Origin of the sequence: Prosthecochloris marina, from assembly GCF_003182595.1 — a bacterium.
In the GTDB taxonomy this organism is placed as follows: Bacteria; Bacteroidota; Chlorobiia; order Chlorobiales; family Chlorobiaceae; genus Prosthecochloris; species Prosthecochloris marina.
The window spans coordinates 219,098-241,868 of the sequence record NZ_PDNZ01000004.1 but is presented as its reverse complement, the minus strand read 5'-3'; the positions used below and the strand labels follow the sequence as shown (position 1 = coordinate 241,868).

Below are 22,771 nucleotides of genomic sequence, written 5' to 3'. Positions count from 1 at the left end.
TTAGCGTCATGAATGATAAGGATAAAACAGATAGAATGTCAGGGAAAGTGCTGCCAGGATCCACATGCCAGGATGAATTGAAGAGATTTTACCAGTTAAAAGTTTTAATATAACATAAGCAATAAATCCGGCAGTTATACCGACGCCGATATTGAAGGTGAACATCATCAGTGTGATAGTCAGGAACGCCGGCATCAGTTCCGTGTAATCTTTGAAATCGAATTTTGCAACAGACTGGAGCATAAACATGCCTACAACCACAAGTGCCGGACCGTAAGCATTTGCAGGTACGATTGTCAGTATGGGGGAAAAAAAGAGGGCGAAGGCGAACAATGCTGCTATGACAATCGCAGTAAATCCTGTTTTTCCTCCCTGTTCGATACCGGCAGCTGATTCGATATAGACGCCTGCCGTGGTCGTGCCGAAGAATGAGGCTGCAACGGTTGAAAGGGCATCGACAAGCATCGGTTTTTCAATTTCGGGCAGATTGTCGTTTTCATCAAGGAGGTTTGCTCGTGATGAAAGCCCAATGAGTGTTCCCATTGTATCGACAAAGTCCATTACGAGAACACTTGTTATGACACCGATGAAGCCCCATGTCATAGCTCCCTGGAAGTCAATATTGAGAAAGGTCGGGGCAAGAGATGGTGGGGGGCTTACCAGTGCTTCGGGAAACGGCACGGTGCCGAGAAAAATCAGTCCACCGGTTGTCAGCAATATACCGATCAGGATCGCGCCCGGTACTCTGAATGCAAGCATAACCGAAATCAGCAGGAGCCCCGCCAGACTGGTAAGAACAGGGAGCGATGAAATATCTGCCATTTTTACCGGGGCTCCTGGGACACCTAATGCAACGACCCCCATATGACTGAAACCGATAAATGCGAGAAAAAGGCCTATGCCCACGGCAAAACTGTGTTTCAACGTGCTCGGTATCGCTGTTGAAAGCCAGCTTCTCAGGCCGGAGAGTGTAAGGGCGGTAAAGAGAATTCCGCTGATACATATCGAGGCAAGTGCCGTTTGCCATGAATATCCTAAAGTATTGACAACCGTATAGGCGATAAATGCGTTTTCGCCCATGTAGGGAGCTACAGCAAATGGTCTTTTTGCGTAGATGCCCATCAGGAGAGTACCGAAAATCGCTGTAAGAATCGTCGCTGTCATCGAGGCTTCCCTCGGGATTCCCGCTGCCGATAAGATAGCCGGGTTGACGATGATGATGTAGGAGACTGTGACAAATGTCGTCAGCCCGGCAAGTATTTCCTGTGAAAAGTTTGCCTGATGACGGTCAAACTCGAAAAAGGTGCGCATAAACTTCCGGTATAAGTGTTTTTGCCGATACAGTAAGTAACAAGTTATCTGAAAACAAGATATGAATATTCGTCAAGAGATCGAAAGGATGAGAGGACTTGAAAAATCGAAGAGGAGGTGTTGCTTTTACTTTGTTTGAATACTATATTTGGACTAAATTTATCTTGTTTTTGCTGATCTATTGTCGGTTTTCAGTTTCATCAATTCATTCATCATAAAAAAAGGAGATACCAATGGGCGTTTTAGTTGGCAGGGAAGCACCGAATTTCGATCTGGAGGCTGTTGTTGAGGGCGCGAAGTTTGTCGATTCATGCAAGCTTTCGGATTATAAGGGAAAATATGTCGTACTGTTTTTTTATCCCCTCGACTTTACTTTTGTCTGTCCTACGGAGCTGCATGCTTTCCAGGATAGGCTCGAGGAGTTCCAGCATAAAAACGTAGAGGTTCTGGCATGTTCGGTGGATTCGAAGTTTTCGCATCATGCATGGCTCAAGACACCACGCAAACAAGGTGGAATAGAAGGAGTTACCTATCCTTTGCTTTCGGATATAAATAAAGAAGCGTCGATAGCATACGATGTGCTGGCGGAAAAAGAGGGCGTTTCTTACAGGGGACTGTTTCTTATCGACAGAGACGGAATCGTTCGCTATCAGGTTGTCAATGACCTTGGGCTTGGTCGCAATGTAGATGAAGTGCTCAGAATGGTCGAGGCCCTGCAGTTTACAGAACAGTTTGGAGAGGTGTGCCCCGCAAACTGGAACAAGGGTGACAAAACGATGAAACCGACCAACGAAGGTCTTGAGGAGTATTTCGGGTCGGAATAACGCAGCAATTCAGAATAGGCTGAAAGACAGACAATTTGATCACTACACGATGTCTGACGGTAAAAGGTTGTCTCATAGTCCTACAATGAATCTTTATGTAGTCATCCTCGGGCTTGACCCGGGGATCCATCTTCCAAAGAAAGTCATGCCGCACTTGATGCGGCATGACTTTCTACAGGAAACGTATGCATGATGACCGATAGCAGTGAAGCAGTGCTTTTGAGACAGCCTCTTTATCGTACTCAATACGATTTTGCAAAAACAACTTTTCTTTTGGAAGGCTTGCCGCTGTAAATGCATGCACCTGGCTCGTTGATCGAGTAGTGATCAATGAAATCGGGTGTTTCCGGTAAAACACGTATTGTCGCCTTGGTTTCTTCCTTTATTTTTGCTTCAGTTTCTTCCGTTCCATCCCAGTGAGCGACGATAAATCCTTTGTCGATCAACGACTTGAATTCGTCGTAAGATGCAACTTCGAATGTGTTGGATTCCCTGAAGTCGAGTGCCTGTTTGAACATCGACTGCTGTATGGTCTCGAGCAGGGAGGCGATCGACGAGGCAAGTTTCTCGTCCAGCACGAGTTTTTGTTTTTCCCCCGTATCACGGCGTGCTGCGATGCAGATATTGTTCGAGATGTCTCGTGGCCCGATCTCGAGGCGAACCGGTATTCCCTGCAGTTCGTACTCGGCAAATTTCCAGCCCGGTGAGTTCTGCTCGCTATCATCGACAAAGGCATGAATCCCGCTTTTTTTCAGCTCCTCGCATATGGAGTGAGCTTTTTCGATAACAGCCTGCTTATCTCCTCTGAGAATGGGAATAATGACTACCTGTCGGGAAGCGAGTTTGGGTGGTAAGACAAGTCCTTTATCATCTGAATGTGCCATGATAAGTGCTCCGATCAGGCGAGTTGACACACCCCAGCTCGTTGCCCAGACATACTCGAGTTTGCCTTCTTTTGTTTGAAACTGGCAGTCGAATGCCTTGGCGAAGTTTTGGCCGAGATTATGCGAGGTGCCTGCCTGAAGCGCTTTTTTGTCCTGCATCATTGCTTCGATGCACCAGGTTTCATCGGCTCCGGCAAACTTTTCACTTTCAGTTTTTCTCCCCATAATCACCGGTAAGGCCATGTATTCTTCAGCAAAGGTTTTGTAAACATTGATCATACGGAGTACCTCTTCTTGAGCTTCTTCAGGGGAAGCATGCGCCGTATGACCTTCCTGCCAAAGAAATTCGGCAGTGCGCAGAAAAAGCCTGGTGCGCATTTCCCATCGAACAACATTCGCCCACTGGTTGATCAAGAGCGGGAGGTCACGGTATGACTGGATCCATTTCTTGTAAGATGCCCAGATAACTGTTTCCGACGTTGGACGAACATAGAGCTTTTCTGTGAGTTCTTCGCCGCCACCATGCGTTACAACGGCACACTCGGGTGCGAAACCCTCTATGTGATCCGCTTCTTTTTGGATATAGCTTTCCGGGATGAACAACGGGAAGTATGCATTGACATGACCGGTTTCCTTGAACATGCGATCAAGTGCAGCCTGCATTTTTTCCCATATTGCATACCCATTGGGACGGATGACCATGCAACCTCTTATGTCGGAATAGTCAGCCAGTTTTGCTGAACGAACAAGGTCTATGTACCACTGTGAGTAGTCGGTTTCTCTCGAAGTGATTTTTTCTGCCACGTAACGGAATGTTTTGTTGGTTCGGAAAAGCTTTTGTGGGAATATACAACCTACTCTTTGAAATTCTTGATTTTCTCCATGAGCTCTTTCAAGTGCTCTTTCTGCTTTTGGTTGAGGGGCTGCTGTGTGTCGACTATCTCGGTGTATCCTTCGGGAATACTGAACTCGTGCGGCTCAACAGCGGCCGGTTGTACCGAGACAACCTCCATGACAAGAGTTCCGTTTTCATTTTGCTGAATGATTTTAACCGGAAAACCGTCAAGGCCTTCATCGGAGAGCTTTTTGGCAAGGAGGGTATTGGAGAGGCGGGGGTTCTGGGATTGCAAAAGTCTGAATGTTTTAAAGTCGCCGATGTCACGCGTTAACCACATGTCGATGGTATCGGTGGTACTGAATAGTTTTACATGCTGACAGTTGTAGCCCTTTATGCTCGTGTTTCCTGCTTTTTCAATTCTGTAATCGTAATCGAAATCAACAAGCGTTGCATTTTCGGCAGCAGTTCTGAGGTTGACTTTTGTGTAAGTGCCGGCTTTATGGTTGACGATAACCGCCTGATCGGGCTGTGCGGCGCTTGTAATGACCGTTGTTTTAAGCGAGTCGGGGACTTTGTTCAGCTTCGTGGTCATATCCATCCGCTGTGCCGTATTGCCAAAAAGATACGTTACTTCCGATTTACCGTTAGGCATGGTCAAATTCATGTCAATGGTTCCAGTGAACCTTGCCAAGGCAGGAGCATGTGACAGGCTTAAAAACATAACTGCCATCAAGACGGGGTAAAACAATTTCTTCATAGTGCCTTCAGGTTTAAGCCTTTATAAAAAGCATACAAAACTAATGATTTTTTTTTTGAATTCTGTTTGGGTTAAATAACGATGAGTAACTGTTGCGTTTGCCGGGCAAGTATCAGTACTTTTTTCCATTCGCGATTATGCTGATTGGTAATAAAGGGCATAGGGTGCATTCTTCGTCTATACAAAAAAAGTGGTTTTCAACTTTGACGACAGCTCTATTCGATACAAGCACTCGTAACGTGTAATCATTAAGGAAAATTGATCGGAAAATAACTATGCAGGAAAATGGCCGGCAATGGCAGACCGTAGATCTGCTCAAGGCAGCGGAAAAACATTTTAAAGAAAAGGACATTGAATCGTCACGTTTGCATGCAGAGATTCTGCTTGCTTATGTCATGCAATCAAACAGAATCGAGCTTTATTTGAAGCATGACCGCCCGGTTTATCAGAGTGAACTCGAGAAATTTCGTTCTCTTTGCAGGGAGCGCTTGAATGGAAAACCTCTTCAGTACATTACAGGAGAGCAGATTTTTTTCGGTTATTCGTTTCTGGTCGATGAGCGCGTCTTGATCCCAAGACCCGAGACCGAGCTTGTTCTGGAACACGCTCTTGACAGAGCGGTTGCCGCCGGTATTACGGAAGGAGAAATGCCCACAATTCTCGATATCGGTACAGGCAGCGGGTGTCTTGCCGTTATGCTTGCTCTGAAGCTGCCGGATGCGATAATAACCGCTGTAGATTTTTCTGCAAAAGCGCTCGAGGTTGCAGAACATAATGCAAATAAGCATGGGGTTGCCGATAGGATTCGCTTTCTGCAAGCCGATGTGTTGAGTCCGGGATTTATCGATGAAGTGGAGGGCATATATGATATGGTGCTTTCCAATCCACCATATATTCCGGAACCGGAATGGGAAGAACTGGAGCCGGAGGTTAAAAACCATGAGCCGAAAATGGCGCTGGCGACACCGGACGGCTTTGAGTTCTATCGTGCAATAGCCCGTAGCGCCTCGGTTCTTCTCAAGCAGGGAGGATTGCTTTGTTTTGAACTGCATGCCGAGGGTGCAGGAAAAGTCCGTGAAATTATCAGTGCACATGGTTTCAGGGATATAGAGGTACACAAGGATTACTCAGGTTGGGATAGAGTGCTTTCAGGGATATTAACGGAGATTCATGAGGAGTGATCGTGCATGAGAGGGCTTAAGTCCGGGCTGGCTTGGGTTGGCGACATGAAATTAATAGATGACCGGTGTTGTTATAAAAAGTCGAAATTTATTTTTCTGGTTGTACCGTATCAGATTGTTTTTTCCTAAATTGTGCGTTTTATAAGAGCTGGGCTGAATGAATCTCTTTAATAAGAATGCCCGAACGAGGGCACTGTTTTGAATTTTTTTGATAATTTAGCTCGACTTTTACGTTTAGTCATTAAAAAGCTGTTTCAATGTATTGATGATGATGTTTCATGACCTGTCGGAACGTGAGCGCCAGGTGCTGTCCATTATTATTCAGGCTTATGTCATTAATGCAGCTCCGGTTGGTTCACGATACATAGCGAAGAACTACAATCTCGGACTTTCTGATGCGACCATAAGAAACGTTATGGCCGATCTAGAAGATGAGGGGTATATCAGTCAGCCGCATACCTCAGCGGGTAGGGTTCCTACTGATAAGGGGTATCGCTACTACGTGGATCTTATCATGAGGGTTCGGCGCATTGAAGAAGAAGAGAAAAAACGGATCGACCATAACTTCAAGCAGTTGAATTATGATCCGAAAGATTCAGCAGAGGTTCTTAAAGCGGTTGCAAAGGTTTTAGGGAGCATCTCCCAGCAATTGAGCGTTGTCATCTCTCCGAAGTTGTCGAATGCTTTGTTTGAACGCTTGGACATGATCCTGTTGAGTTCGTCGAGAATAATGGTTGTTTTGTCTATTCAGTCGCTTTTCGTAAGGACCATTGTCATGGAGCTCAATCTCGAAGTCTCCCGTCAGCAGATAGATTCGGTTATCGAGTTGCTCAACCAGAGGCTTTCCGGGCTCACTCTGTCGGAAATTCGGAACTCGATCAGCCGGCGCCTGGCTGACTGCGATAAGGATAAAGCCCTGTTGAATATGATCGTCAGATCGGCGGACAACCTTTTCGATGATTCTCCGGTTTTGGAACGGCTTTACATTGCAGGGACGGAGTATATTGTCAATCAACCGGAATTTGATCAACCTCAGAAAGTGCGCGATCTGGTTTGTATGATAGAAGATAAGAGCCGTATGGTGGAACTTCTTTTTGAGAGAGATGATGACCTTGTTTCGAACAGCACCTCGGGACTCGATGTGAGTATCTCGATAGGACGGGAAAACACAGCGTCTACCGCAGAGGATTTCACTGTTGTGACGACACCTTACTATGTAGGCAATACCATGGGGAGGCTCGGGGTCCTCGGTCCAAAAAGAATGGATTACGAACGTGTTGTCAGGCTTGTAAATTATATGGCTGATAGACTGTCACATTCTTTATCCTGAAAAACAGCAGCCCAAAGAGCTGATGGACGGAAAGTATGAAACAAGCTGGTTGAAAAACAAGCTACAATGGCTCGGGTGCAGCTCAGAAAATCAATTAAAACGTTAGGTATACACATATGACAAAAAAAGCAGCAAAGCATAAAGCGGAGCATAACGAAACGATCAAGCATGAAGAAACGGTTGCAACGAAAGAGGCTGTCGAGCAGTCTGAAGAACTGGCCGCAAAGGTTAAGGAGCTTGGAGATGCGTTGAACGAATCAAAGCTGCAAGCTGAGAAACTTAAAGATGAACTCATGCGAAAAGCTGCCGATTTTGAGAATTTTCGTCGTCAGAAAGAACGTGAGGCTCAAATGGCAAGCTCCAGAGCTTTGGAAAAAACTATAAAAGAATTGCTTCCTGTGATCGATGATGTCAACCGTATCGTCGACCACGCCCCTGAAGTTCTTGAAAAGACCGAAGAAGCTCGTCCTTACGTTGATGGGGTCGAATTGCTTCAGAAAAACCTTTTTAAATGGCTCTCTGATAAAGGTGTCAGCAAGATCGATGTTATTGGAAAGAAAATGGATGTCAATTTTCATGAGGCCATTACGCTGGTCGATAATCCTGATGCTGAGCCTGATACCATTATAGAAGAGTTTCAGGCCGGTTATATTCTGGGAGACAGGGTGCTTCGGCATGCAAAGGTTGTCGTGGCGAAGTAACAGCCAGGGAGAGGTTTTTAGAAAACAGTTATACTACAAGGAATAGTTGAGAAAAGATGAAGAGAGATTACTATGAAGTTCTCGGTGTATCCCGGTCGGCTTCCAAAGATGAGATCAAAAAATCATATCGCAAACTTGCCATGAAATATCACCCGGACAAAAATCCGGGAAATACCGAGGCAGAAGAGCACTTTAAAGAGGTAAACGAGGCGTATGAGATTCTGAGCAACGATGACAAGCGTCGTCGTTATGATCAGTTTGGACATGCTGGTGTTGGTTCGTCCGCTTCTTCACAGGGCGGTGCATATGGCGCCGGGGCAGGCGATTTCGGTGATATTTTCAGTGCTTTCAATGACATGTTCGGTGGAGGCGCACGCTCAGGAGGCGGTTCCCCGTTTGGCGGTTTTGAAGATGTTTTTGGCGGTGGCTTCAGTGGTGGAGGTCGAAGGTCAAGATCTTCGGGCGGTATACGTGGAAGCGATCTGAAAATCCGTTTGAAGCTTACACTGGAAGAGATCGCAAAGGGTGTTGAAAAAACACTGAAAATTAAAAAGCAGATCCCGTGTGAAGCCTGTAACGGTACGGGTTCAAAAACAGGAGAATTAGAGACCTGTTCAACATGCCAGGGAACTGGTGAGGTTCGGCAAGCGTCAAAAACAATGTTCGGACAGTTTGTCAACATAAAGGCATGTCCAACCTGTGGTGGTGAGGGACGGGTAGTCAAGGATCGTTGTACCTCCTGCCATGGAGAGGGTATCAAGCAGGGGGAAACGACGGTAAAGGTGAACATACCCGCTGGAGTTGAAGACGGCAATTATCTTACGCTCAGAGGGCAGGGTAACGCAGGTCCGAGAGGCGGTGCCAACGGTGATCTGATAGTGGTCATTGAAGAAGCTGCACATAAACTGTTCACCCGAAGAGGAGACGATATCATCTACAACCTCCCCGTCAGTTATCCGGACATGGTTCTCGGAACGAAGGTCGAAGTTCCCACGCTCGAGGGTCGTGTCAAGCTGACAGTGCCTCCGGGAACGCAGCCGAACACCATGTTGAGGATCAGCGGAAAAGGCATCGGACATTTGAAATCTCCCGGCAGAGGAGACCATCTTGTAAGGGTGAATGTCTTTATTCCAAAGGACCTTTCACATCGTGACAAGGAACTGCTCAAGGAGATGAAGAAGTCGAGTCATCTGGTGCCGGATGAAAAAACGGACCATGAAAAGAGCTTTTTTGAAAAAGCCCGTGATATCTTCGGATAGCAAAGTGTAGAAACAGAAAAGGAATATAAAGAGGCTGTCTCGAAAAGGCAGCCTCTCGTGTGTCATCCTGTTTTTTGATATGGATGTAGTGCCGAGCGTGGCATGACTAGATGCCCAGACGCTTATCCCTTATTCAAGCTCGGCTTTGGCTTCATCAATAACGGCAACAGTTATTTCTCGATAGCCCATTTCTTCTGCATACTCTTCTGTTGCAATTTTTATTCTGTTCCGGAAAAATGATGGTATCTGAGCAAGTAACTCTTGGGCGTCATCTGCCCATATCAGGTTGTTATTACGGGTCTTAAGCGCTTTTTTATAGGCATGTAAAATATTGTCAACGTAATCGTCGATAGCCTGATTGTCGGAAAGTTCGGCTGGAGTAAAAACTTTTTCCGTAAGAATTTTATTGCGTACCAGATGCATCTTAAGCTGAGGCAGGTACATCATATAAGCCATTGGTTCAGGGCTGCCGCAGGTGAGAAACAGGGCGACTTTTTTTCTATTGAGATATTTTTTCAGGTTACTCTGGAAAAAAGACCCAAGCAATTCAGAAGATACCAGCATATAGTAAACAGGGGCTCCCATAATAACGACATCGAAGTCTTGGATGAAACTGTAGTCGGCGGTTGCCTTGCATTTTCCTTTTTCCACATACGCTCCTGTTTCTGCAAGGCTTTTTCCGAGGCTTTCGACAAACCGGTCGGTCGATCCGCCTTCAGAACGTGTGTCATAAAGGATAATTGCTTTCATTTGTTGGGAAGAATTAGACATGATTTCAATGTCAAAGGTTGTGCGGCTGAGTGACTGGAACACTTCAATATGTAATGACTTAGTATAACATATTAGAGGTTAAATCTCAACAACGGAGATCCTGTTCAACTGCTGATTTGCTGCATCACTGGATTGACAGGTTTACCCGAAGAAGTTACACAAAAGAAGATGACAGTCACAAAGGTCTGCCGCCAATGGTTGGAATAGATGTTCGGATTTCAGAGGTCAGGCGCGAGGATGAAAACCAGGAAAGGTAGCTGAGCTGTAAACGATTACCTGTTCGGAATACGAAAAGGCTGCCCTTTCGAGGCAGCCTTCACTCTCTGCTATTGTAGTCTTACGATATTGTTCGGTTGGATTAAACGAAATGTGCGTAGATCTCAAGAAGATCGACGACTCTTGTGGAATAGCCGAGTTCATTATCATACCAACCGACAACTTTCACCATGTTTCCCGTGGCCATGGTCAACAGCGAATCGAAGATGCAGGAGTTGGCGTTGCCTACGATATCGGTAGATACAACGGGGTCTGTGCAGAACTGAAGAACTCCTCGCATGTTGCCTTCAGCAGCCTTTTGCATGGCAGCGTTAATCTCCTCTTTTGTCGTTGGTTTTTTGAGAATGACGGTCAGGTCGGTGACAGAACCGTCTGGAACAGGTACGCGCATTGCCATGCCGTCGAGCTTGCCGGACAGTTCAGGGATAACGAGACCGATAGCTTTCGCCGCTCCGGTACTTGTTGGTATGATCGAGGTCATCGCCGTACGTGCACGGCGCAGGTCTTTGTGAGGAAGGTCGAGGATTCGCTGGTCATTGGTGAATGCATGGACAGTGGTCATGAAACCTTTTTCGATGCCGAAGCTGTCCTCGAGAACCTTTACCATAGGTGCAAGGCAGTTTGTCGTACAGCTTGCGTTCGATACTATCTCCTCGTTGCCTGTAATAGTATCGTCATTGACGCCAAGCACGATTGTCGCATCAACATCGTTTTTGGCAGGAGCTGAAATAATGACTTTTTTCGCTCCGGCAGTGATATGTTTTGCAGCGCCTTCCCGTTTTGTGAAGATGCCTGTCGATTCGACAACCAGGTCAACACCGAGATCTTTCCAGGGAAGTTGTGCAGGATCTTTTTCAGAGCAGATAGCGATTTTGCAGCCATTGACAATCAGTGAATTCTCCTCAACCTGGATATCTGCATCAAGTATGCCATGAGTTGAATCGTATTTCAGTAGATGTGCGAGGGTATTTGCATCACAAAGGTCATTTATTGCAACTACTTCAACTTTTTCATTTGTCATTGCCTGACGGAATACCAAGCGTCCTATACGTCCGAATCCGTTTATGCCTACTTTTACTTTTGCCATGATAACGTTCTCAGGTTTGTTTTGTTCAGAAAAATTTCCTGCGCAGGAAAATAAGATAACTATTGGTAAATATTCATCTTTTTTTAAGAAATTTCGCACATTTTAACAAATGCGCTTATATCCATAAAGATAAGCAGTCTAAGTGATGGTTATGGCATTTTCGTTATATGAAATATCCTGATTCTGAAACACTTTTTATTGCTATTTTTGTTTGGTGCTTGTTGGTTGTGTGACAAGGCGATTCGACAAATTTCTTCTGAATCTCTTCACCAAAAAGATCAGCCATAAAAGTTACCCTCAGAAAACTGGCAATCAAAAATTGCAAGTAGCAATCGTTTGCCTTGTTTATCAATCTTTCCGATCACTCTCTTTAGTTATTCTTGTATTGGTCTCTTGCGTGGTTGATGACGCAGATATCAGTTCTGAAGGGGGGATGACCATGTTGTGAACTAATATGCAGAATGCTTTTGAGGTTTGCTAGAAATTGTTGGTTAATAAAAGAAAAAGGCCGCCTTATGTGGTTGGCCTTTTTCTTTTACTTATGGAAGATTAAAATGGTGATTAGAAGTTCTTTATATTACCAATTTGCTGCCATGAAGCATCTGGTTCAAGAGTCACTGCAACATAAAGGGCATTTTCTTCCTCACTGATTGAGGCAGTTCCATTGCTTTTCAAGTCAGCATTAACCTGCTCAGGTGTAAGTTTATAAAGACTTCCGGTTGCTGCATCGACCGCTAAACCAATTAGTCCACCGAAAACAATGTTGCCCCATACCCAACCGTTTGTTTTCTTGGTGAGTGTCATTTCGTAAGGGTAGTAACCGTCTAGAGCCATAACTACCTTATGAGTATTTTTCCTTTTTAGGCTCTGGGTTAATGGTGTTCTGCCTATCATTTTCCCATCAATGGTTACTACTGCGTTTGATGGGCTGCTTGAAAACCCAATCTCTTGTTTAGTACCATCCATAATTGTGCCGCATCCAGAAAATGCAAAGCTGAGTGGAAGCAAGATGCATACAGTTAGCAAGAGTTTTTTCATTGTAATTCCCCTTGTTTTAATAAAAAAATAAATAATGATTGCATGTGAATGCGGAGTAATAATAAAGAATAATATAGGTAATAACAAGTTTCTTGAGTTGTTATCCCTATTTTTTATTATGAGTTAAGAGTTTTTCTGGCCCATCTGGGCTTATAAATTTTGAGGGCACTGAAAGAGGTAGGGGGGGCGATCTTACGCTCGCAATAACTTATTGCATAGCGTTCAATACCGATTAGATTTAAAGATTTTTCATGATCTGGTAGTAAACTTTAGTTACAGAGTATTAAAATGAATTGTATGATTTATCGAGTGAATCACAATGATAGCTCTATCACATTGCCAGAATTAATCGTTGTTCAGTCAAAGTTTCATATTCCCGTTATACTAACTCATCGTAGGTAAAACATTAACGTTGCCTTTTTTTAAGAAAACTTTCAGTTAAAAGTTTTTTCAAGCCGTTGAAACTTCCATTGCTCAACAGGATAATAATATCATTTTGCCTGATGTTGCTGTGGATAAATTGCACGATGTCGTCGGGGTATCCATCATTGTTCTTGCCCTTGCCGGAGGCAAACGCGTTCTTCCCGGATTCAATGATTGTCGAACAGAGTGCTGTCGTGTCGAGTCGTTCATCTTCAGCATATCGTTCGGGACGATGAACCTTGCCGATAATGATGATATCGGCATCGTTGAAGCTGGTTTCAAGGTCTTTCTGGAATATACTTCTTGTGCTGGTATTCGAACGGGGTTCAAAGCAGGCTATTATACGCCTGTTCGGGTACCGCTGACGCAATGCGGCAAGGGTAGCCCGGATGGCGGTTGGGTGGTGTGCAAAGTCGTCGATGATGGTGATGTCTCCGTCGAATTCCCCGACAATTTCCATTCTTCTTTTCGGCCTTTTGAAAGAAAGCATTCCTTCGGTAATAACCGGGAACGGAATACCGGCACGAGATGCTGCCGCTATTGCCGCAACTGCGTTAAGGACATTGTGGTTGCCGTGCTGGTCTATACGGACAGCTCCGAGTTCTTCGCCTTTGTATGCCAGTTGAAAAGCAAGTCCTGTCTCATGGACTCCGAGATCGGAAGCCGACCATTCAAAATTTTTGGAAAAACCGAATCGCTCAACGGGGCAATATGCTTCTTGGCTTATCTTGGCGGCAATCTCATCATGACCGTTGACTATCAGTACACCGTTTGAAGGTATAAGCGTAATGAACTGCCGGAATGATCGTACGATATCGTCAAGAGAGCTGAATATATCGGCATGGTCGAACTCTATGTTGTTGATTACCGCAATATCCGGTCGATAGTGCAGGAACTTGCTTCTTTTGTCAAAGTATGCGGTGTCGTACTCGTCGCCTTCCGTGATGAAGTAACCGTCGTTGCCATTAACAGATGCTCTGCAGCCGGCACCGAAGTTTTCGGCGATGCCACCGATCAGAAATCCAGGCTGCAGGCCTGCATACTCGAAAATCCAGGCTGTAAGTGATGTTGTGGTTGTTTTGCCGTGCGTGCCGGTTATAACCACGGACCTGTTCTTGCCGATAAGTTTCTGGCTGACGATCTCCGGCATGGAGACAAAGCTCATGTGCTCGTTGAGTGCAAACTCGAGTTCCGGGTTGCCCCGACTGATCGCGTTGCCGACGACGATGACATCCGGTGCATCACGGAGCAGGTTCTCTGGATCGAAACCCTCATGGCATGGAATTCGGTGTTCGGCCAGATAGTCGCACATCGGGGGATAGAATGCGGTATCGGAACCTGATACCGAGTGTCCAGCCCTTGATAACGCGACGGCTACAGATGCCATGGCTGTTCCGGCGATGCCGATAAAGTAGATCGAAGAGCCGGGTTTCATGGTGCTCATGCGCTATCCGGGCTTGTTTCAAGCTTGTGAGGTGCTTTTATTCGTACATAAATACTGAATAACATAAGCAGGGCATTTATTGATCCGACGATGACGAACGGGGCATGTGGGCTCATGCTGTCAAACAGGTTTCCTCCTGCCTTGGCGATGATGAGAATGCCTATCGCTCCGCTTATGTTGAACGTGCCCAGGATCGAGCCACGCTTACCCGAAGGTGCTTCCTGACCGATAAGGGACTGGGCCCCGAGAAAGACACTGATCTGGCCGATCCCCATAAAGATAAATACGGCATAACCTATGGAATCAAAGGGAGTGTCGAGCAGAAGCACGGAAAGGTTTCCCAGCATGGCAAGAAACATGCAGACAGCCAGTGCAGAAACTCTGTTGATGCGGTCGATGAAGGGGCCGGCAAGAGGGGCCCATATGAGAGCCGCGACCTGGGTGATAATGAATATGAGGGTGCCTTTCCAGAAAGCATCGTCGTAAGACATGCCCATGGCAATGCCAGCGTTCATACCCCACAAGCTGATAAACGTCCCGTTGATGGACTGGTCGCCCCTTGCGATAAATGCTGCCGAGTAGGAAAGCAGGATTCTCGGATTGCGTGCCGCTGTCAGACCGGTAGTAAAGAGTTCTCGTAATCGAGGCCTTTTTTTCTCCTTGAAGGGGACTCCTTTCTGGAGTCCTCCGGCACAGACAATTGCTGCGCTGGTTGCGATGATGGCGACACCTGCATGGGTTGCTATGCCTGCCTCGATGTCGCTCAGTCCTTGTTTGACGAGGATTGCAGGGAGCGAACCGAAGAACTGGTTTGTAATGACAATACCCAGCCCGTTGAGCAGTCCTATCAGAGCAACCATTTTTCCCCTCGAGCGCTCTGCCGGGTAATCGACAAGTACTGTTGACAGTGCACCTGTTACGGCTACCATACCGAACGCATAGATGATGCGGTAGAGAAAAAGGTCCGTAACCGAACCGGCAAACGGGTAGAGCACATAGGTAAGGCCGATGAGTAGAAATCCTGCAACGTACATCGGCCGGCGCCCGATACGGTCCATGAAAATGCCTGCGGGGATGAACAGAAGCAGAGCGATCAGTTCTGTCCAAACGACGAGATTGCCGCTTATTGTCCCCTGTTCTTTTTCGGGAATGCCAAGGTGGACATTGAGAATATATGTCTGTCCGATAGACAGAAAAGTAATCATCCCGATAGAGAAGAAGGCGGCATAGAAAAATGTCCATGCATGGTGAGGCTGTATCGATGGAGCCAGTTCAATCGGGCCTATTTTGTAAGGTTTATTTTCTGTATGCATGAAGTGCTTTGGGGCTGAAGTGTTCGAGCCTGAAGAACCAAGCTAATAATATACGCAACCGAATGATAAAAAATGCTGTATTGTTTCTTCGTTGACTGTCTGAAAAGCTTTGAAGATTGTAGAATTCAACGGCTCGACATATTAATTATGGTGTAGTGTGCCATCCTCCATGCGTAAACACCGGTCGGCCGTAAGGGCATACTCTTCGTTGTGGGTAACGATGATGAATGCGGTTCGATGTTCTTTGCCGATGCTTGCCATGAGATCGTAAAGTATGGAACTGTTTTTGCTGTCGAGATTGCCACTTGGTTCATCTGCCAGAATCATCATCGGTGAGTTCATCATGGCACGGGCAATCGCTACCCGCTGCTGTTCCCCGCCTGAAAGTTCAGCCGGAAGGTGATTCAGGCGGTTGGCGAGACCAAGTTTTGCTAGTAGGTTAGATGCTTTTTCCTTTGCAGGATTGAGTTTCCCCGTTGCTATGAACTCTGCCATGGCAACATTTTCAACAGCGGAAAAATCGGAAAGCAGATGGTGAAACTGAAAAACGAAACCGATTTTTCTATTTCTGAAACCAGCGAGAGCTTTCTGTGAAAGCGTGTAGCGTTTTTCACGAAAGACGGTTTCTCCCTTGAAAATGATTTCACCACTATCGGGGGTATCGAGTGTGCCGAGTATGTTGAGCAATGTGGTTTTTCCGCTTCCTGAAGCACCGACAACCGTTACCATTTCACCTTCGCCTACTTTCAAATCGATACCTCGGAGAATCTCTATACTTTTCTGTCCGGGAAGAGTGTATGATTTATAAATGTTTCTGGCTTCAAGCATCTAAAAAGCAGTTGATCGGTTTTTTCGTTGTTGCGTCGAACCACAATGATATATAATTATTCGCTGATTCAATGGTTCGGTGCATCAATAAAGTTATTATGGCCTTATCTGTCCTTCTCCTTCGATCACCCATTTGTAGCTTGTCAGTTCCTGCAGTGCCATTGGACCTCGTGCATGGAGCTTCTGGGTGCTTATTCCTATCTCGGCACCGAGGCCGAACTGTGCTCCATCGGTGAAGGCTGTCGATGTATTGGCATAGACTACCGCAGCATCGACCCGCTTGAGAAATTCCTCTGTAACCGCGGGATCAGATGCAATGACCGCTTCGCTATGCATCGAGCTGTACCGGTTGATATGATCCACTGCTTCATCGAGGTCGTCAACTGTTTTTACAGACATTTTCAAAGAGAGGAATTCGGTGCCGAAATGAGTTGCTTCCGCTTTTTGCAGAAGTTCGGAAGGGTAGCGTCCCAGCAATGCAGGGTAAGCGTCCCCGTCGGCGAATATGATTACCTTTTTCTCGGCAAGCGGCTCTGTAATAAAGGCTAGATCGTCAAGCCGTTCCCGGTGAATGATAAACGTATCCAGGGCATTACAGACACTTGGCCTTCTGGTTTTTGCATTGAAAACGATCTCTTTTGCCATCTGAGGGTCACCGCTTTTATCAAAGTAAGTATGTACGATGCCTGCGCCGGTTTCAATGACCGGAACTGTGGATTTTTTTCGCGCAAAATCGATCAGTTGTTGGCTTCCTCTTGGAATGATCACGTCGATGTAGCCGACGGCGTTAAGCATGATTTCCGCTGCTTCACGCTCGGCAGGCAGGAGGTAGAGTGTGTCTGGGTTAATATCATGCTTTTCAAGAACATCATGGATAAGCTCGACAATCGCAATGTTCGAGTACATTGCATCACTGCCACCTTTTAAAACAGTTGCGTTGCCTGATTTCAGGCAGAGTGAAAAAACATCGAACGTCACATTCGGCCTCGATTCATAAATAATGCCTATGACGCCGAGAGGAACGGTTGTTTTTTTCAGCTGCAGACTATTCGGCAATGTTCTTTTTTCGAGGATCCTGCCTATCGGAGAAGGCAGAGCCGCAACGTTGCGAATGTCGTTTGCGATCGCTTCGAGGCGCGACGGGTTCAGGAGAAGCCTGTCATATTTTGGGTCGTCAGGATTCATCCTGTCGAGGTCATTTTTATTTGCCTCGAGGATTGCTTGACTTTTTCCAGGTATTCTGTCTGCCAGGCCGTTCAGTATGTTCTTGATAGCGTCGTCCGAAAGAGTACAGAGTTTTCTGCTTGCTTGACGAACCTGTTGCAGGTTGTTGTGAATTGTGTCTTTCATACTTCAGAGTGTGAAAAATTCATGATACGATCAGGTATTGACACGCCCCGTTTGTATCATGATGAAAAGAGGTTTTCGAATGCTCCTGTTCGTATCAGTCGGCTTTTCCGAATGTAACAAAAAAACCAGGCATTCGAGTCTCTTTCTCCGTATTCTTGATGATACTGTGTCTTATTCGTGAATATACGTATCGGGCATCATCACTGCCGTTATATTATGTTGTTTATGTTTAATCAAAATTCATAGAAGGGGTGTTCTTCGAAATTATCGGGGGATCTTCATACTCGTTTGGTTTTTGCTCCATTCCTCGACCCATTGAGTTGTCTGTAACTGATGGTCAGGTTATGTGGTCTGCTATTTCTCTTTTTTAATTATAGTTAACTTCGATATATTAAAAAGCTCGCGTATCAATGCGTCAGGCTTTCTCCCATGCCCCTTTTTTCCGGCAATAATGACGGTGTAGCCGATTTTCAACTGTTATTGGTCTCGCAGAGCCTTTTGGATGTGCATCGTATTTTTCCCGGCCTTTCTGTGCCGTACTTGTTGTTTTTTCCCGAATCAAAAAAGAAAAGATCCACGCTCTGGCGTCTTTTGATTAAAAAAGAAAAAAAACTGTAAATGGTTGATGCTATTACCGTTAATATAGGTGTGACAGCACCGTATTATGCTCTGGAAAATTTAAGGGTTTCAGATGATGGGGCAACTGCAGAATTTGTTGCTGAACAACCGATGGACAACGAGGTTGGAGAAATTGCGGCAGCTGAAGTTGGAAGACATTTGGCGGTATTGGGGGCGTGTGCACTGGCGTGGTCGAATCCGAAAAAGGAAAAACATTATTATGTCGCTTCCAGTGCGGTTTTGAAAAATGTCGCTAAGGGAGGGGAAGTCGGTAAAGGGGCTTTTAGCGGAACAGCGAAAATATTGTTTTTTGATAAAAGGTATGGTACCATATCTGCCACGTTGATGACCACTCAAGGTGACCCGTTATATGAGCTGGAAACGCATTATCACATTATGAGTGTTCCGCTGTTTGCAAAGTTGTTTCATATAAAAAAACAGGAATTCGAGTGTAATCCTTCGAACAATCCGTATAAAAAACAGATTCCTCTCAATGACGTTCGGTATTCGGACAACACAATAAGCGCAAGACTTGGTCCACTAAAACCGGAAGAATGCAATGGGCATTTCTGTTCGTTTCCTTGTATTCCGGTCGCAATTTTAATGCACTCGCTCAGTAGGACCGCAGGAAAACTGTTGTCTAAAGTTATTGGTGAACCGGGCATAAGATACACGGTTGTTGCGGCAGAGGTACAAGCATATAATTTCGCTTTTGCAGGAGAAGTGGTAAATATGATAGTGACGTATTCCGGCCTGGAGGGTGGTGATCATGTTTTTGCCTGCAAAGCCGAGAATAACGATGGTAAACTGTTTGGTTCGATGTTGCTGAGGTTATCATGTTCCAAAACAGCATAGTTAATTCTTGTTCGTAAACAATATAATGTCATGGATAAACAGCTACAGCATTACAGCGATAAGCTTGCGTTTGAGACAGATTCCTGGGATCTCAAGACAGCGATGGATGCCGGGGAAAACATCATCGTCATCGATGCACGTTCACCGGAATCCTATCGACAGGAACATATCCCGAAGGCCATCAATCTTCCTCATCGAAAAATGAGCGAAGAGACAACGAAGCAGCTGGATAAAACAGCACTGTTTGTTGTTTACTGTGATGGCATTGGTTGTAATGCTTCTACAAAGGGGGCCCTGAACATGGTTAAGCTTGGATTCAGGGTAAAAGAGCTGATCGGAGGTCTGGACTGGTGGAAGCGTGACTGTTATATTACTGAAGGTTGTAGAGAAAATGGAGGGGCTGTTGCTTGTGGTTGTAACGTACCGGACAGTGAGGAATGAAGCATGAATAAGTTGTTCTGTTTGGTTTGCTCGATGCTTTTGTTTGCCGGGCAGGTTTATGCGAAAGAACCTCTTGCAGTGAAGGTGGATGTGCTGGCAAAGACCAGTAAAAGCTGGAATGGCAGTGCATTACCCGCATATGCAGAAGGTGTTGCAGAAGTGACGATTCTCAGAATAGCGATTCCACCCGGGCTGAAGCTGCCGTTACATAAACATCCTGTAATCAATGCAGGTGTTATGCTGAAAGGTGAACTGACGGTTACGACAAAAAAAGGTCAGGTGCTTCATCTGCGAGCAGGAGAGCCGATTGTCGAAGTCGTCGATACATGGCATTACGGAAAAAACGAAGGGAAAGAAACTGCGGAACTCATTGTCTTTTATGCCGGTGTTCAGGGGATGCCTATAACTGTCAAAGCGACTGAAGGAAATTGAAGCAATTTCCTGTATTTCAAGACATAAGGTAGAGGTAGTCGTAATGAATCAGAGGTTTTTCTCCTTTTTTGCCGAGGATTTCTTTTGTCTTTTCAGAACTGTATTGCGCCATGCCATAACCAATGGCTTCCCCGTTTTCGGAGCATATTTTGATAATATCCCCTTTGAAAAAAGTTCCGATAACCGATTCAATGCCTACCGGAAGAAGACTGTTTGCACGCTTTGGGGAACGTAAAGCGGTTTCTGCTCCGGCATTGATGGTGACGGCCCCTTTTTCAAGTCCTTCACTGTGAGCAATCCAGCGTTTTCGCCCATAGACCGGTTTTTGAGCGATGAACCGTGTTCCTACTTCTTCGCTGTTCAGGATGTCGATAAGAATGTCGGCAGTACGTCCATTGGCGATATGGACAGTAATGCCGAAACGAGCGAGCTTATGAGCAATGTGGCATTTGGTCAGCATGCCGCCTCTTCCGAATTCAGATTTTCCCGGCTTGATATACTGATGAAAATGTTCGGTGGCAATGTCGATGGTATGGATGAGGTTTGCGGTATTTTCTTTTCGGGACATGTCGAAAAGGCCGTCGACATGTGACAGAATAATGTAGGCATCGACCTGCATCATGGAGGCTATCATTCCCGAAAGTTCATCGTTGTCCGTGAACATCAGCTCTGTTACGGAAACGGCATCATTTTCATTGATGATCGGTATAATCTCGTGTTCCAGAAGTGAAGCAAGACAGGTTCTGATATTGAGGTAATGAAGGCGGTCGCGAAAATCACTTTTCGTTACCAGGATTTGTGCGATGTTCAGGCCGCGTTGTTCAAAAAGCTCGGCATATGTATTGATAAGTCTTATCTGCCCGGTTGAAGAGAGCACCTGCCGTGAAGCAACCGGAGAAAGACTCGATGGGAGTTTGACAACAGAGCGGCCGGCACCGACGGCACCGGAAGAAACAAGCAGTACTTCAACGCCCTGTTTGCGCAGTGCTGCGATCTGTGATACAAGTTGGTCGAGTATCTGCAGGTCCAGTTCACCCTTGTTGTTGGTGATGACATTGGTTCCTACCTTGACAACAACTTTGCGATAAAGAGGTTCTGACATAAAACTAAAGCATGGATTCCCGGCTTACATGTAGTCCTGCGACACCGATGATGATCAAAAGTAGCGAAAGTATTTTCAGCATGTTCAACGATTCACCAAACCATATAATACCGACAAGAGTTATCAGTGCTGTTCCTGCAGCAGCCCAGATTGCATAGGTGATGCCTATAGGAAGTGCCTTCAGGGCCAGCGTGAGAAATGTAAAGCTAAAGCCGTAAAAAATAAAAATTGAAATCGATGGTAATGGTTTTGAGAATCCTTCTGAAAGCTTCATGGAAGTTGTTCCGGCAACTTCCATGATGATGGCGATGAACAAATATATCCAGTGCATGGTCATCAAACAGGGGTGAATATTGTGCTTTAGTTGCTTGCGTCTTCATTCTTTGCAGTACGTCTGCATCTGCTTTCATAGTAATAGACAAATACCGACATCAGTAGATTACTGGCCAGAATGACCGCGAAAACCACCGAAAGGAGCTGGCTGGAAGTGAAAACACCGCTGTTCAGGAGAGTGAAAGCCATGACTGCGGTTGCGAGTCCCCTCGGGATGAGCCCCAAAGTCGAGGAAATGTGTGCACTCTTAAGAGATGGAGAAAGCGGGCGAACAATGTTGATCGTGGCGATACGGCTGATGAAGAAAATTGTCAAAATAGCTACAGCTATCAAAAGAACATCCAGCGTAAAGAAGGTGAAGTCAACAAGCAGACCGATAAATACGAAGAAAAAGGTTCGTACGAGAAAAGTCAGTTCAGCATTGATTTTTTTTACAACCTCATCGATTTCAAAATCGGCAATGTTTACAGTGCTGTTGAGTTTTTGGAGTACAGATTGGGATTTCGTCGCAAGTATTTTACTATTGCCGAGCAGGATGCCGAAAGCAAGAATGGTTATCGCACCTTCACCGCCAAGAAAATCAGTGAGAGTGTAGAGAAGAAGGATAAAACCGAGGGTAAGCATATAAGCGAGATTCTGCTTGCTGAAGTATCCCATGAAACGGCTCCATACCAGTCCGCTGACAGCTGCGAGAAGAATCGATATTCCGATGCTTGCCAAGATATGGTTGAGAATGGAGATTCCTTCGTATTGTCCTCCTTTGAGGATTTTGATGTAGATGATAACAGAGATAACTGTAAGGACCTCGCTGATGACCGCTTCGAGCGTGAGCAGGGTTTTAAGGTTTTTCGTGATGGACAATCTTGGCAGGACCGGCAGAATAACCGCCGGACTTGTACCGCCAAAAATGAACCCGTAAAAAAGAGCATCGGTCATTTCCATCTGAAAAAGAATGAGGCAGATGGAGGTGACGCCGGCTGCTCCTACGGTAAATGAAAGAAACCCCAACAGCAAAGCGGACGAAAACTGCCGTATCACCAGGTCGAACTCCAAATCCAGTCCACCTTCAAAAAGAATGAGGATAAGTGCAAAGGTTCCGAAGTACGGGGCGATTTCAAAAAAGATATCACTTTTCAATATATGCGTAGCAGGGCCAAGCACTATCCCTGCAAACATGAGAATAACCGGAGTCGGTATCTTGGTTTTGGTGAAAAGAAAATCGCCGAGAACACCGAGAACTATGATGCCGCCGATCAAGGCTGCAAAGAAGGAAACATCCATAATCAATCCCTAAAGCACGAGCGTTTCAAATTATTCCGTAAAAACAGTGACAAAAGACAGGTCAAGGGACAGTCGAACCGTGAGTGATCTACTT

Annotated in this window: 21 protein-coding genes; 8 read left to right on the top strand and 13 right to left on the bottom strand. The window is 45.6% G+C overall.

Going from position 1 to position 22,771, the window contains the following annotated elements; all coding sequences use genetic code 11:
* Positions 1–6 precede the first annotated feature (6 nt).
* The gene (locus CR164_RS07230; protein WP_110023254.1) at positions 7–1,311 is read right to left on the bottom strand and encodes an NCS2 family permease; all 1,305 of its coding nucleotides are present in this window, start codon (positions 1,309–1,311) and stop codon (positions 7–9) included.
* A gap of 233 nt (positions 1,312–1,544) precedes the next feature.
* Here CR164_RS07230 and CR164_RS07225 point away from each other — a divergent pair, with 233 nt between their 5' ends.
* Positions 1,545–2,135 carry a peroxiredoxin gene (locus tag CR164_RS07225; protein ID WP_110023253.1) on the top strand — a complete coding sequence of 197 codons (591 nt, stop codon included), beginning with the start codon at positions 1,545–1,547 and terminating at the stop codon, positions 2,133–2,135.
* 242 nt (positions 2,136–2,377) lie between these two features.
* Here CR164_RS07225 and proS read toward each other — a convergent pair whose 3' ends face one another.
* A complete protein-coding gene (proS, locus tag CR164_RS07220; protein ID WP_110023252.1) occupies positions 2,378–3,823 on the bottom strand; it encodes a proline--tRNA ligase in 1,446 nt (481 codons plus the stop codon).
* 50 nt (positions 3,824–3,873) lie between these two features.
* Positions 3,874–4,614: a DUF4412 domain-containing protein gene (locus CR164_RS07215; protein ID WP_110023251.1), complete on the bottom strand. Its 741-nt coding sequence runs from the start codon at positions 4,612–4,614 to the stop codon at positions 3,874–3,876.
* Between the two features lie 275 nt (positions 4,615–4,889).
* Here CR164_RS07215 and prmC point away from each other — a divergent pair, with 275 nt between their 5' ends.
* From prmC to dnaJ, 4 genes are all read left to right on the top strand, one after another.
* A complete protein-coding gene (gene prmC, locus CR164_RS07210; RefSeq protein ID WP_110023250.1) occupies positions 4,890–5,795 on the top strand; it encodes a peptide chain release factor N(5)-glutamine methyltransferase in 906 nt (301 codons plus the stop codon).
* Between the two features lie 268 nt (positions 5,796–6,063).
* Complete coding sequence (hrcA, locus tag CR164_RS07205) at positions 6,064–7,125, top strand: heat-inducible transcriptional repressor HrcA (RefSeq protein WP_110023356.1); 1,062 nt, start codon at positions 6,064–6,066, stop codon at positions 7,123–7,125.
* Between the two features lie 116 nt (positions 7,126–7,241).
* Positions 7,242–7,826, top strand: coding sequence for a nucleotide exchange factor GrpE (locus CR164_RS07200; RefSeq protein ID WP_110023249.1), 585 nt, complete (start codon positions 7,242–7,244; stop codon positions 7,824–7,826).
* Positions 7,827–7,882: 56 nt separating this feature from the next.
* The gene (gene dnaJ / locus CR164_RS07195; protein WP_110023248.1) at positions 7,883–9,085 is read left to right on the top strand and encodes a molecular chaperone DnaJ; all 1,203 of its coding nucleotides are present in this window, start codon (positions 7,883–7,885) and stop codon (positions 9,083–9,085) included.
* Between the two features lie 129 nt (positions 9,086–9,214).
* Here the strand turns inward: dnaJ and CR164_RS07190 are convergent, their stop codons facing one another.
* The 7 genes from CR164_RS07190 to CR164_RS07160 form a co-directional block, all read right to left on the bottom strand.
* Complete coding sequence (locus CR164_RS07190) at positions 9,215–9,835, bottom strand: flavodoxin domain-containing protein (protein WP_110023247.1); 621 nt, start codon at positions 9,833–9,835, stop codon at positions 9,215–9,217.
* Positions 9,836–10,214: 379 nt separating this feature from the next.
* A complete protein-coding gene (gene gap, locus CR164_RS07185; protein WP_110023246.1) occupies positions 10,215–11,219 on the bottom strand; it encodes a type I glyceraldehyde-3-phosphate dehydrogenase in 1,005 nt (334 codons plus the stop codon).
* Positions 11,220–11,780: 561 nt separating this feature from the next.
* Entirely contained in the window at positions 11,781–12,257 is a 477-nt protein-coding gene (locus tag CR164_RS07180; protein ID WP_193525193.1) for a PEGA domain-containing protein, read from the bottom strand.
* 406 nt (positions 12,258–12,663) lie between these two features.
* The gene (gene mpl / locus CR164_RS07175) at positions 12,664–14,124 is read right to left on the bottom strand and encodes a UDP-N-acetylmuramate:L-alanyl-gamma-D-glutamyl-meso-diaminopimelate ligase (protein WP_110023245.1); all 1,461 of its coding nucleotides are present in this window, start codon (positions 14,122–14,124) and stop codon (positions 12,664–12,666) included.
* Entirely contained in the window at positions 14,121–15,437 is a 1,317-nt protein-coding gene (locus CR164_RS07170) for an MFS transporter (RefSeq protein ID WP_110023244.1), read from the bottom strand. Before CR164_RS07170 ends, mpl begins: the two co-directional genes overlap by 4 nt.
* Before the next feature lie 141 nt (positions 15,438–15,578).
* Positions 15,579–16,265, bottom strand: a complete 687-nt coding sequence (locus CR164_RS07165) for an ABC transporter ATP-binding protein (RefSeq protein ID WP_110023243.1) — start codon at positions 16,263–16,265, stop codon at positions 15,579–15,581.
* 96 nt (positions 16,266–16,361) lie between these two features.
* Positions 16,362–17,615, bottom strand: a complete 1,254-nt coding sequence (locus CR164_RS07160; RefSeq protein ID WP_110023242.1) for a glutamate-5-semialdehyde dehydrogenase — start codon at positions 17,613–17,615, stop codon at positions 16,362–16,364.
* Positions 17,616–18,233: 618 nt separating this feature from the next.
* On the opposite strand from CR164_RS07160, the gene CR164_RS07150 reads away from it, so the two are divergent.
* From CR164_RS07150 to CR164_RS07140, 3 genes are read left to right on the top strand one after another with little or no spacing between them, the layout of a single operon-like run.
* Positions 18,234–19,088: a hypothetical protein gene (locus tag CR164_RS07150; protein ID WP_110023240.1), complete on the top strand. Its 855-nt coding sequence runs from the start codon at positions 18,234–18,236 to the stop codon at positions 19,086–19,088.
* 30 nt (positions 19,089–19,118) lie between these two features.
* Positions 19,119–19,529, top strand: coding sequence for a rhodanese-like domain-containing protein (locus CR164_RS07145; RefSeq protein ID WP_110023239.1), 411 nt, complete (start codon positions 19,119–19,121; stop codon positions 19,527–19,529).
* A gap of 3 nt (positions 19,530–19,532) precedes the next feature.
* Positions 19,533–19,961, top strand: coding sequence for a cupin domain-containing protein (locus CR164_RS07140; protein WP_110023238.1), 429 nt, complete (start codon positions 19,533–19,535; stop codon positions 19,959–19,961).
* A 16-nt stretch (positions 19,962–19,977) separates the two neighbouring features.
* On the opposite strand, the gene proB is transcribed toward CR164_RS07140, so the two are convergent.
* From proB to CR164_RS07125, 3 genes are read right to left on the bottom strand one after another with little or no spacing between them, the layout of a single operon-like run.
* Complete coding sequence (gene proB, locus CR164_RS07135) at positions 19,978–21,063, bottom strand: glutamate 5-kinase (RefSeq protein ID WP_110023237.1); 1,086 nt, start codon at positions 21,061–21,063, stop codon at positions 19,978–19,980.
* Positions 21,064–21,067: 4 nt separating this feature from the next.
* On the bottom strand, positions 21,068–21,394 hold the full coding sequence (locus CR164_RS07130) for a DMT family transporter (protein WP_110023354.1): 327 nt from the start codon (positions 21,392–21,394) through the stop codon (positions 21,068–21,070).
* Positions 21,395–21,423: 29 nt separating this feature from the next.
* Positions 21,424–22,677, bottom strand: a complete 1,254-nt coding sequence (locus tag CR164_RS07125; RefSeq protein ID WP_110023236.1) for a cation:proton antiporter — start codon at positions 22,675–22,677, stop codon at positions 21,424–21,426.
* Positions 22,678–22,771 lie beyond the last annotated feature (94 nt).

Bases quoted from the DNA above. Each gene is read 5' to 3' on its own strand.
- CR164_RS07230 (WP_110023254.1), bottom strand. From the start codon at position 1,311: ATGCGCACCTTTTTCGAGTTTGACCGTCATCAGGCAAACTTTTCACAG.
- CR164_RS07225 (WP_110023253.1), top strand. From the start codon at position 1,545: ATGGGCGTTTTAGTTGGCAGGGAAGCACCGAATTTCGATCTGGAGGCT.
- CR164_RS07215 (WP_110023251.1), bottom strand. From the start codon at position 4,614: ATGAAGAAATTGTTTTACCCCGTCTTGATGGCAGTTATGTTTTTAAGC.
- prmC (WP_110023250.1), top strand. From the start codon at position 4,890: ATGCAGGAAAATGGCCGGCAATGGCAGACCGTAGATCTGCTCAAGGCA.
- hrcA (WP_110023356.1), top strand. From the start codon at position 6,064: ATGATGTTTCATGACCTGTCGGAACGTGAGCGCCAGGTGCTGTCCATT.
- CR164_RS07200 (WP_110023249.1), top strand. From the start codon at position 7,242: ATGACAAAAAAAGCAGCAAAGCATAAAGCGGAGCATAACGAAACGATC.
- dnaJ (WP_110023248.1), top strand. From the start codon at position 7,883: ATGAAGAGAGATTACTATGAAGTTCTCGGTGTATCCCGGTCGGCTTCC.
- CR164_RS07190 (WP_110023247.1), bottom strand. From the start codon at position 9,835: ATGAAAGCAATTATCCTTTATGACACACGTTCTGAAGGCGGATCGACC.
- gap (WP_110023246.1), bottom strand. From the start codon at position 11,219: ATGGCAAAAGTAAAAGTAGGCATAAACGGATTCGGACGTATAGGACGC.
- CR164_RS07180 (WP_193525193.1), bottom strand. From the start codon at position 12,257: ATGAAAAAACTCTTGCTAACTGTATGCATCTTGCTTCCACTCAGCTTT.
- mpl (WP_110023245.1), bottom strand. From the start codon at position 14,124: ATGAGCACCATGAAACCCGGCTCTTCGATCTACTTTATCGGCATCGCC.
- CR164_RS07170 (WP_110023244.1), bottom strand. From the start codon at position 15,437: ATGCATACAGAAAATAAACCTTACAAAATAGGCCCGATTGAACTGGCT.
- CR164_RS07165 (WP_110023243.1), bottom strand. From the start codon at position 16,265: ATGCTTGAAGCCAGAAACATTTATAAATCATACACTCTTCCCGGACAG.
- CR164_RS07160 (WP_110023242.1), bottom strand. From the start codon at position 17,615: ATGAAAGACACAATTCACAACAACCTGCAACAGGTTCGTCAAGCAAGC.
- CR164_RS07150 (WP_110023240.1), top strand. From the start codon at position 18,234: ATGGTTGATGCTATTACCGTTAATATAGGTGTGACAGCACCGTATTAT.
- CR164_RS07145 (WP_110023239.1), top strand. From the start codon at position 19,119: ATGGATAAACAGCTACAGCATTACAGCGATAAGCTTGCGTTTGAGACA.
- CR164_RS07140 (WP_110023238.1), top strand. From the start codon at position 19,533: ATGAATAAGTTGTTCTGTTTGGTTTGCTCGATGCTTTTGTTTGCCGGG.
- proB (WP_110023237.1), bottom strand. From the start codon at position 21,063: ATGTCAGAACCTCTTTATCGCAAAGTTGTTGTCAAGGTAGGAACCAAT.
- CR164_RS07130 (WP_110023354.1), bottom strand. From the start codon at position 21,394: ATGCACTGGATATATTTGTTCATCGCCATCATCATGGAAGTTGCCGGA.
- CR164_RS07125 (WP_110023236.1), bottom strand. From the start codon at position 22,677: ATGGATGTTTCCTTCTTTGCAGCCTTGATCGGCGGCATCATAGTTCTC.